At 73.7% G+C, this 8,858-nt stretch carries 8 protein-coding genes; 1 reads left to right on the top strand and 7 read right to left on the bottom strand.

Going from position 1 to position 8,858, the window contains the following annotated elements:
• The 4 genes from AOK15_RS23090 to ribA form a co-directional block, all read right to left on the bottom strand.
• A partial coding sequence (locus AOK15_RS23090; protein ID WP_055519917.1) for a saccharopine dehydrogenase family protein occupies positions 1-1,131 on the bottom strand: 1,131 nt, incomplete at its 3' end.
• Complete coding sequence (locus AOK15_RS23085; protein ID WP_055519915.1) at positions 1,124-2,179, bottom strand: saccharopine dehydrogenase; 1,056 nt, start codon at positions 2,177-2,179, stop codon at positions 1,124-1,126. The genes AOK15_RS23090 and AOK15_RS23085, both read right to left, overlap by 8 nt.
• Positions 2,176-3,321 (bottom strand): NAD(P)/FAD-dependent oxidoreductase, encoded by a 1,146-nt coding sequence (locus AOK15_RS23080; RefSeq protein ID WP_055519913.1) that lies wholly within the window; start codon positions 3,319-3,321, stop codon positions 2,176-2,178. Before AOK15_RS23080 ends, AOK15_RS23085 begins: the two co-directional genes overlap by 4 nt.
• Before the next feature lie 223 nt (positions 3,322-3,544).
• On the bottom strand, positions 3,545-4,204 hold the full coding sequence (gene ribA / locus AOK15_RS23075; RefSeq protein WP_055519911.1) for a GTP cyclohydrolase II: 660 nt from the start codon (positions 4,202-4,204) through the stop codon (positions 3,545-3,547).
• 78 nt (positions 4,205-4,282) lie between these two features.
• Between ribA and AOK15_RS42565 the strand changes: the two genes are divergently transcribed.
• The gene (locus AOK15_RS42565) at positions 4,283-5,065 is read left to right on the top strand and encodes a creatininase family protein (protein ID WP_079058639.1); all 783 of its coding nucleotides are present in this window, start codon (positions 4,283-4,285) and stop codon (positions 5,063-5,065) included.
• Here AOK15_RS42565 and AOK15_RS23065 read toward each other — a convergent pair.
• The 3 genes from AOK15_RS23065 to AOK15_RS23055 all read right to left on the bottom strand — a co-directional run bounded on the left by AOK15_RS23065 (position 4,948) and on the right by AOK15_RS23055 (position 8,818).
• The gene (locus AOK15_RS23065) at positions 4,948-6,201 is read right to left on the bottom strand and encodes a lysylphosphatidylglycerol synthase transmembrane domain-containing protein (protein WP_420876947.1); all 1,254 of its coding nucleotides are present in this window, start codon (positions 6,199-6,201) and stop codon (positions 4,948-4,950) included. The two genes, AOK15_RS42565 and AOK15_RS23065, sit on opposite strands and share 118 nt — an antisense overlap.
• A 311-nt stretch (positions 6,202-6,512) precedes the next feature.
• Positions 6,513-7,514, bottom strand: a complete 1,002-nt coding sequence (locus AOK15_RS23060; RefSeq protein ID WP_055519919.1) for a class I SAM-dependent methyltransferase — start codon at positions 7,512-7,514, stop codon at positions 6,513-6,515.
• A 62-nt stretch (positions 7,515-7,576) separates the two neighbouring features.
• Positions 7,577-8,818, bottom strand: coding sequence for a glycosyltransferase family 4 protein (locus tag AOK15_RS23055; RefSeq protein ID WP_055519909.1), 1,242 nt, complete (start codon positions 8,816-8,818; stop codon positions 7,577-7,579).
• Between the last annotated feature and the right edge of the window lie 40 nt (positions 8,819-8,858).

The raw sequence follows: 8,858 nt of genomic DNA, 5'->3' as shown, positions 1-8,858 counted from the left end.
CCCCAGTTCCGTGAGCCACCTCTCCGCGCGTTCCGGCGTCTCCGCCGCACGGAGGAGGCCCGGCGGCAGGGAACCGTCGAGGATGTGGGTGGCGCCGAGGGCCAGGGGGCGGGAGACGCAGCGGGCCATGGCGCTCTCCTCGGCCGTGCCGGTCAGGTCGAGGAGGTAGCGGCCCGACCAGCGGTCACCGGAACCGGCGTCGACGTCAAGGGTGACGGCCAGGACGACACGGTCCCGGTCGGCTTCCGTCATCGGGTGCCGCGCGGCCAGCTCACCGGCCAGCGCGGCGATGCGGGCGTCGTCGTCGCGTTCCAGTTCCGCGAAGACCGGGGCCCAGGCGGTGAGCCAGCCGTCGAGGCGGAGCGTGCCGCGGACGAACGTGCGGGGTTTCCACGCCGCCGGGAGGCCGTACTGGGCGACGAAGGGCACGCTGTCGCGGTTGGGGTATGCCTCGAAGATCTCACCGTCGGCATCTCCGTCGACGACGTACGGACGGGTCGCCCGCCAAGGGCGCTCCACCGTCTTCTCCGTGCCGTCCTCGATGTAGCGGGCCGGTGCGCGCAGGGCGTTGAGGACTCCGGCGGGCGCCCAGCTGAAGCGGTATCGGAAGTCGTTCGGCACGGCCGGGACGCCGCCGCAGTACGAGGTGAGGGTGTACGAGGCGGCCGTGTCGGGCCCGATCGCCGCGGTCGCCCGGGCGATCAGGCTGTGGGCGAAGAGGTGGTCGATGCCGGGGTCGAGGCCCGCCTCGGTGAGGACGGTGACGCCCGCCGCCCCGGCCGCCGGCGCCAGTTCCAGGACCGCGTCCGAGACGTAGCTGGAGCAGGCGAAGTGGGCCCGCGCCTCGACGCACGCCGCGAGCAGCGGCGCGTGCTCCGGGGCCGGGAGCATCGAGACGACCACGTCACCGGCGGCCAGCTCGGCCGCGAGCGCCGCGCGCGTGTACGCGCGGGGCTCGGCGCGGCCCGCGAGGCCGAGGGCGGCCAGGGCCCCCTCGGCGCGCTCCTCGGTGCGGTGCCACAGCCGTACCCGTGCGGCGGTGTCGCACAGCTTCGCCAGGCCGCTGCCCGTGGAGAGGCCGGCACCGACCCAGTGGACGGTGCCGCTCGCGAGGACCGCGTCATCAGTCATCCGGCAACTCCCTTGTCGTCAGGCCCAGTTCATGGGACGCGCGGCGGAACCGGTCCAGGCAGCGGCCCCACGCGCCATCGGTGCGGAAGTCCAGCAGCTGCGGCAGCAGCGTGGCGGAGAAGTCGGTGCTCGCCTCGCGGGGCAGCAGGGAGGGCAGGTTGTCGATCGCGATCAGGTCGAGGGGCGGGTGCTCGCGCAGACGGCGGACCGGGTGGTCCCAGTCGGTGGTGGTGTCGTAGAACGGCAGGACGTTCATGGGTGAGCCGACGTCGACGGTGACGTCGGCGAGGGTGCGCAGCCGGCGGTCCGGTGTGTCGAGGTCCTTGTCCGTGAGGAACGGCGGCACCGGGCTCGTCGTCAGCACGGTGTTGACCATCAGGTCGTGGGCGAGCAGGGCGCCCTTGTCGAGGTCGCGGGTCTCGGCCACGTCCCAGCAGGTGGGCTCCACCCCGGCCTCGTCGAGGGCGGCGCGCGCACCGCGCCCGCTGCGGCCCAGGGCGCCGATCACCAGCGCGGTCAGGTCGCCCTCGGAGGCGCGCAGCCGGGCCTCCATCTCCTCCTTGGCCATGGGCACCAGCGGCGTCTGAAGACCGCCCCGGTGGTGCAGCACCGCGAGGGCCGCGCCCAGATAGCCGGCCCAGAAGCCGAACGCGGCGAGCCTGCGGCCCTGGTCGTCCACCAGGTACTCCAGGTCCAACAGCGCCCCGCCCCCGGCGGCGAACCTGCGCAGCAGCGCCTCGGCGCCGGGCTGCCCCTTGTAGGCGTGCCCGAAGAAGATGTGCCGGTGGGTGAGTTCGGCGGGTTCGTCGGGGAGTTCCTTGAGACCCACGATCACCGCGTCGGACGGGGCCTTCGGCCAGCGGCCCGGCTCGGTGACCTCGCAGCCCGCCTCCTCGTACGCCTCCGTCGGGAAGATCCGCTGCGGGGAGTCCTCGACGGTGATCCGTACGCCGCTCTCGACGAGCCGCCGGGCGTCGGACGGGACGATCGGGGTGCGGCGTTCGGTGGTACGGGTCTCGTGGCGGAGCCACAAGTGGCGATCGGTCATACGAGGTTGGCCTCCGGGCGCAACGCGTCGGCCGTGAAGCGGTCGACGCTCAAGGGGCTGATGTCGACGAAGGGTACGCGGCCGAGGTACAGGTCGCGGACCACCTCGCCGACCGCCGGCCCCTGGAGGAACCCGTGGCCGGAGAAGCCGGTGGCGTACAGGAAGCGGGAGCATGAACCGGCCTCGCCGATCAGGGCGTTGTGGTCCGGTGTGATCTCGTACAGGCCCGCCCAGCCGCCCGTGCGGCGCAGGTCGAGCAGGGCGGGTGCCCGGTGTTCCATGGCCGCGTAGAGGCGGGGGATCCAGCGGTCGTGGGTGTCGGTGGCGAAGCCGGGCCGTTCGTCGGGGTCGGACATGCCGACGAGGAGGCCGGGGCCCTCGGTGTGGAAGTAGAGGCTGCTGGTGAAGTCGATCGTCATGGGCAGGTCCGGCGGCAGGCCCGGAACCGGTTCGGTGACCGCGATCTGCCGGCGCAGCGGCTCCACGGGGAGGTCCACGCCGACCATGGCGCCGACGGACCGGGACCAGGCGCCGGCCGCGCACACCACGGTGTCGGTGACGATGCGGCCCTTGCCGGTGACCACCGCGGTGATGGTGTCCCGCCAGGTCTCGATGCCGAGGACCTCGCAGTTGCGCAGGACCGTCGCGCCGTGGCGGCGGGCGCCCGCGGCGTAGCCGTGGACCACGGACTCGGGGGTGCAGTGCCCGTCGTCGGGCGAGAACGCGGCGGCGAGCAGCCCGTCGGCGCTGATCAGCGGGGAGAGCAGCTGGGCCTCGGCGGGGTCGATCATGCGGCTGGGTACGCCCAGGTCGTTCTGCAGTTGTACGCCGGCCTCGAACTGGGCGACCTCGTCGGGCGTCGACAGCAGGAAGAGGTAGCCGACCCGGTGGAGACCGATGTCGTGGCCCAGGTCCTGTCCGAACCGGCCGAACGCCTCCAGGCTGCGGGCACCGAGCTGGATGTTCAGCTCGTCGGAGAACTGTGCGCGTACGCCGCCGGCGGCCCGTGCGGTGGAGCCGGAGGCGAGTTCGTCCCGTTCGACGAGGACGACGTCGTCCACTCCTGCGGCGGCGAGATGGTAGGCGATGCTCGTGCCGATGACACCGCCGCCTATGACGACGACCCGTGCGCTGCGGATCACGTACGCGGCTCCCTTCGTCCGGTCGTGGTCGGTTCACCCGACGGAGTCAGGTCTTCCACCACAGGCGAACGTTCATGCGGTACGGCAGCGGAGTCGGCCCGGGACCGCGCCGTGCGCACCGGCCCGCCGGAACGTTACGGCGGGCGCGGCGGCCGGTGTCGGACGATCCGATGACGGCCGCCGCGCGACCCCGTGCGACGTGCGGGAACGCGTGGTGCGGCGCTCAGGAGGAGTGGACCACCGCGTCCAGGTGGGGCAGGTAGTGGTCCAGCCGCTCACGCTTGGTACGCAGGTAGGTGATGTTGTCCTCGCAGGGCGTGATCAGCAGCGGCACCTGCTCGGAGACCTGGATGCCGTGGCGCAGCAGCGCCTCCCGCTTGCGCGGGTTGTTCGACATCAGCCGCACGGACCGTACGCCGAGGTCGTGCAGCATCTCGGCCGCCACCCGGTAGTCGCGGGCGTCCACCGGCAGGCCGAGGGCGATGTTCGCCTCGACGGTGTCCAGACCCTCGGCCTGGAGCTTCATCGCCTGGAGCTTGGCGAGCAGCCCGATGCCGCGCCCCTCGTGGCCGCGCAGGTAGACGAGGACGCCCCGGCCCTCCGCGACGATGGCGCGCAGGGCGCTGTCGAGCTGCTCCCCGCATTCGCAGTGCTGGGAGCCGAACGCGTCACCGGTCAGGCACTCCGAGTGCAGTCGGACGAGTATGTTCTCGCCGCCGCTGATGTCGCCGTACACCAGCGCCACTTGTTCCTCGCCGCGATCCTGGTCGAGATAACCTACGGCCTCGAAGTCGCCGTACGTCGTGGGCAGTGGTGCATTGACCACGCGGACGGCACCGGAGGACTGGGCGTGAGCGCCGAGTACGCCAACATTTTCTGTCATGATCTGGTTCCTATCTGGTGAGTCCTGACGTCATGCGAAAATGACGGAGCATCAGCAGAGACGAAAGGCCGGGAAAAGATGAGCAGTTCGGGAGCGGAGTCCGGTGCGCGGCAGGAGGGACGGGGACAGCAGCCGACGGTATACGGTCTGCTGCCCGCCGACACCACCGCGGACGTACGGGAGCGCGGCGCGGGAGTCGGCCGGCAGGTCGCGGTGCTTCCGGTCGGCAGCTACGAGCAGCACGGCCCGTATCTGCCGCTGGCCACGGACACGCTGGTGGCGTGCGCCATAGCGCGGGAGATAGCCGCCGCCTACCCGGTGCATCTCCTGCCGCCCGTGACCATCGCCTGCTCGCACGAGCACGCGGGCTGGCCGGGCACGGTGAGCATTTCCGCGACGACCCTGCACGCGATGGTCCGCGACATCGCCGACTCGCTGCGCCGGTCGGGCGTCGAGGCGCTGGTCGTGGTGAACGGACACGGCGGGAATTACGTCCTGGGCAATGTCGTCCAGGAATCCACCGCGGCGGGACATCGAATGGCGCTTTTCCCGGCGATGGAGGACTGGGAGGCCGCCCGTGAACGGGCGGGTGTCGAGACCTCGTTGCTCAGTGATATGCATGCGGGAGAAATTGAGACCTCCATACTTCTGCATTGCCATCCGGAATTGGTCCGGCCCGGTCACGAGACCACCGATTTCCTTGCCGACGACCGCCGTCATCTCCTCTCCCTCGGTATGTCGGCCTACACCGATTCCGGTGTGATCGGCCGTCCTTCGTTGGCGTCCGCCACGAAGGGGAAGGAATTGCTGGAGGGGTTCGTGGAGTCCTTCGGGGCGTACTTCTCCGTGGTCACGGACTGACGGCGGGCCCGCAGCGAGCCGTACCAGCGGCCGACGAGGACCAGGGCCCCCGGCAGCGCCGCCGCGAAGCTGAGCACGCCGTAGACGACGGCCACGGTCAGGCCCTGGGAGGCGCCCAGGCCCGCCGCGCCGAACGACCAGGCGGTGACGCCCTCGCGGGGGCCCCAGCCGCCGACGTTCAGCGGCAGGCTCATGGCGATCAGGGCCAGCAGCGCGAGCGGCACCAGGGTCGCCGGGCCGGCGGAGGTGCCGGCGACGCGGGCGGCGAGCAGGAACATCGCCACGTACCCGGCCAGCACCACCACGGAGGAGATCAGCACCGCCGGGCCGCTGTCGCGGTTCAGCAGGGCGCCGCGCGCCTCGGTGAGGGCGGCGCGGACCCGGCCGTCCCGGCCGCGTCCGGGACGCGGCTCGCGGCCCATCCGCAGCGCCGCCCAGATCGCGGTCGCGCCCAGGGTGACCAGCGCCAGGACGGCCGCCGTGTGACGGGTCTGCTCCAGCACCGGTGAGGGCATGGTCAGCAGGACCGCCACGCCCACGACGGCCAGCACCAGCTGACCCGCCGTCCGCTCGATGACCACCGCGCGCACACCGCGCCCCATGTCCCCGGAGCTCTGTCCGTGCCGGACGGCCCGGTGCACGTCGCCGAGGACACCGCCGGGGAGCGCCGCGTTGAGGAACAGCGCCCGGTAGTAGTCCGCGACGGCGGGGCCGAGCGGCAGCCGCAGGCCCAGCGCCCTCGTCACCGCGCACCAGCGCCAGGCGCTGACCACGGTCGTCAGCACGCCGATGCCGACGGCGGCGACCAGTGTCCCGCCGTCGATGCGCCGCAGCCCGTCCACGAACACACCGGTCCCGAGCCGCCACACGACGACCACGAGAATGATCGTTCCGGCGATGCTCCCGAAGTGGGCACGCAGGGCACGGAGCACCTTGCCGGCGGCACGACGGCGCGGCGCGGCCGGGGAATCCGCCGGGGCTTCGCCCTCTGCCGGGAGGACGGCCGCCGGAGCGCCGGACGCGTCGTCACCCGGCAGCGCGCGCGGTGCCGGACGGCCGGATGCCGCGTCGGCCGGGGCCCGGTGGCCGTGGAACGGCTCTGCGGGCGCCGCCGTCACGGGCGGGTGGCCGGGCAGTGGGGCCGAGGAGGCCCGGGGTGCCCGGACCGGACCCGCCGAGGGGCGGCGGGCGGCCGGGGTGACCACGGTCGAGGGCTTCGCCGGGGCGGGGCGCGCGGCGGCGCCGTGGGCTTCCGCGGGGGTGTCGCCCGGTGCCGCGGTGGCCGGCGCCTCGGTCGGCGTCCGCCGGCGCGGGATCGTGACGGGCGCGGTGGTGCGCATGCGCGCCCGCGCCGACGGGGCGCTCGCCCGCACACGGGCCCGGACCCCCTTCGGCCGTACCCGGACCCGTCGTTCGCCCGGCAGGGCGCGGGTGTCCACCGGCGCCGTCATGACGTGCAGCCCGTCGGCCGGGGCAGGGCCAGGAGGTCGCTGTGGTGGAGGGTGACGCGCAACTCGCCCGCCGCGCAGGCCGCCAGGCGATCGCGGAGGTAGGCCTCGGCACGCTCGGTGAGTTCGGGGCGCTGTTCGCAGGCCGCGCCGACCCAGCCGCGCAGCCACTCCTCGGTGAGGGCGATGTGCCGGTCGTCGAGCTGCCAGGGGCTCGGGTGGACCCGGACCGTGGCGCCCCGCTGGGCGAACGCCTCGCAGGCCACGGTGATCGCGTCGGGGCCGAGCAGCTCGCTCGCGCGCTGGTGGGCGTTGAACGCCTCGGCGATCTCCTGGTCCATGGGATGGGCCGGTACGAGGTCGGCCCGGCCGACGACGGAGAGCGTCAGCAGCGCGGGCACACCGGCGTCCGCGCAGGCACCGGCGAGCGTGTCGATCTCCTCGCGGGTGAGGACGTCGAGCAGCGCGGACGCGGTGACGAGGGAGGCGCCGGACAGGTCGTCCGCCGTGAGCCGCCCGATGTCACCGCGCCGGGTGGTGACCGTGACGGGGCTGCCGTCGGCGCCCGCGCGGGGCGCCCGCTCGATGGCCAGCCGCAGCAGGGCGGGGTCCTGGTCGTGCAGGACCCACTGCTGGGCGCCGTCGAGCCGGGGCGCGAGCCAGCGGCCCATCGAGCCGGTGCCGCAGCCGAGGTCGTGGACGACCAGGCCGGTGGCGCGGCGGGGCAGGTTCGCCAGACGTATGCGCAGCGGGTCGAGCAGGTCCGTCGCGCGCGCTGCGGCGTCGGCGCTCTCCCGCAGCTCCAGCCACTGCGGGGCGTACTGGTGTCCCTCGGCCGCAGGGGTGTCACCGCCCCGCCCCGCCATGCTGAGCGCGGCGCCGGAGGCGGGGGCCGCGGTGACCACGGACGCGCCCGCGACGCCGGCCGCCCCACCTACCGTGGACGCCGCCCCGCTCACGGGAGCCGCCCCACCGGCGGGGAGCGGAGCGCCCGCGCCCATGCCCGGGGAACCCGTCGCGCCCGCGGACGCGGTCGTCGTGGTCGCCGTCGAGGCTGAAGTGGTCATGCCGCCCTCCGGGGTTCGTGGCGCAGTCGTCCGAGGACGTGGGCCAGGCTGCGGGCCGTCGTCGCCCAGCCGTCGAGTGCGGCGCGGCGGCCTCTCGCCGCGGCCTTCAGCCGGCGCCGTACGTCGGCCTCCCCGAACCAGCCGCGCAGCTCCGACGCGATGGCCGCGGGGTTCTCCGGCGGGACGAGGATGCCGGGCACCCCTCCGTCGGGGGCGCGGCCGACGGCCTCCGGGAGACCGCCGACGTCCGTGGCCAGCACGGGGATCCCTCGGGCGAGGGCCTCGGTGACCGCCATGCCGTAGGTCTCCGCGTACGAGGTGAGGACCATCAGGTCGGCGGAGGCGTAGCTGGCGTCGAGTTGGGCGCCCGCCTGCGGTCCGGCGAGGTGCAGCCGGTCCTCCAGGCCGAACTTGGCGACGAGGCCGCGGATGTGGTCGACGTACTCGCGGTCCTGGTCGATGCCGCCGACGAGGACGCAGCTCCACGGCAGGTCGGTGACCGTCGCGAGGGCCTCGACGAGCCGGTGCTGCCCCTTGCGGGGGGTGACCGCGGCGACGCACAGCAGCCGGGAGACGCCGTCGGTGCCGGAGGCGAGGGGGGCGATGTCGGCGCCGGGGGCGGCGACATGGACCCGCTCGGGGGCGAGGCCGTGGTGGGACACCAGTCGGCGGACCGCCCAGTCGCTGGTCGCGATCACGGCGGACACGCCCCGCAGGGTCGTGCGCTCCTTGGCGTCGAGGTCGGCGGCCACGTCCGGCTCCAGGCCGGTCTCGTCGCCGAGCGGCAGATGCACCAGGACGGCCAGGCAGAGGCGTTCGGCCTCGGGGAGGATGATCTCGGGGACCCCGCAGGCGACGAGTCCGTCCAGCATGACGACCGTGCCGTCGGGGAATTCCCGCAGCGTACGGGCGAGTTCGGCGCGGGCGTCCGCATCGGGGCGCGGCCAGCTGCCGGCCAGGGCGTGCTGGTGCACCTGCCACCCGAAGCCGGGCAGATCGAGGCAGATCCGGCGGTCGTAGGCGTTGCCTCCGCTGGGTCGGGCCACGTCGTTGACGCCGCCCGGCATCACGAAGTGCACCGAGCGCAGCGACATGGGCACGATCGCGGCGGTCTTCAGCGCCGCGTTCTGCACGGGCACGTAGCCGAGCCTCACTTGCTCTCCCCCGTCGGCCTGTGCGGCCCCGCTTGTCTGGGCGGCGTCGCCGAGGTCCGCCCGGTCGATGGTCGTGTCGGTCACAGCGCACGCTCGTAACCCGCCCAGGCCATGTGCGATTCGT

The organism is Streptomyces ossamyceticus (assembly GCF_001418475.1).
GTDB lineage: Bacteria > Actinomycetota > Actinomycetes > Streptomycetales > Streptomycetaceae > Streptomyces > Streptomyces ossamyceticus.
Note: the sequence above shows the minus strand (reverse complement) of the source record. Positions and strands in the feature narration are given on the sequence as shown.

Excerpts from the sequence above, each read along its gene's own strand:
- AOK15_RS23060 (WP_055519919.1), bottom strand. The coding sequence starts at position 7,514 with ATGGGCGCGGGCGCTCCGCTCCCCGCCGGTGGGGCGGCTCCCGTGAGC.
- AOK15_RS23085 (WP_055519915.1), bottom strand. The coding sequence starts at position 2,179 with ATGACCGATCGCCACTTGTGGCTCCGCCACGAGACCCGTACCACCGAA.
- AOK15_RS42565 (WP_079058639.1), top strand. The coding sequence starts at position 4,283 with ATGAGCAGTTCGGGAGCGGAGTCCGGTGCGCGGCAGGAGGGACGGGGA.
- ribA (WP_055519911.1), bottom strand. The coding sequence starts at position 4,204 with ATGACAGAAAATGTTGGCGTACTCGGCGCTCACGCCCAGTCCTCCGGT.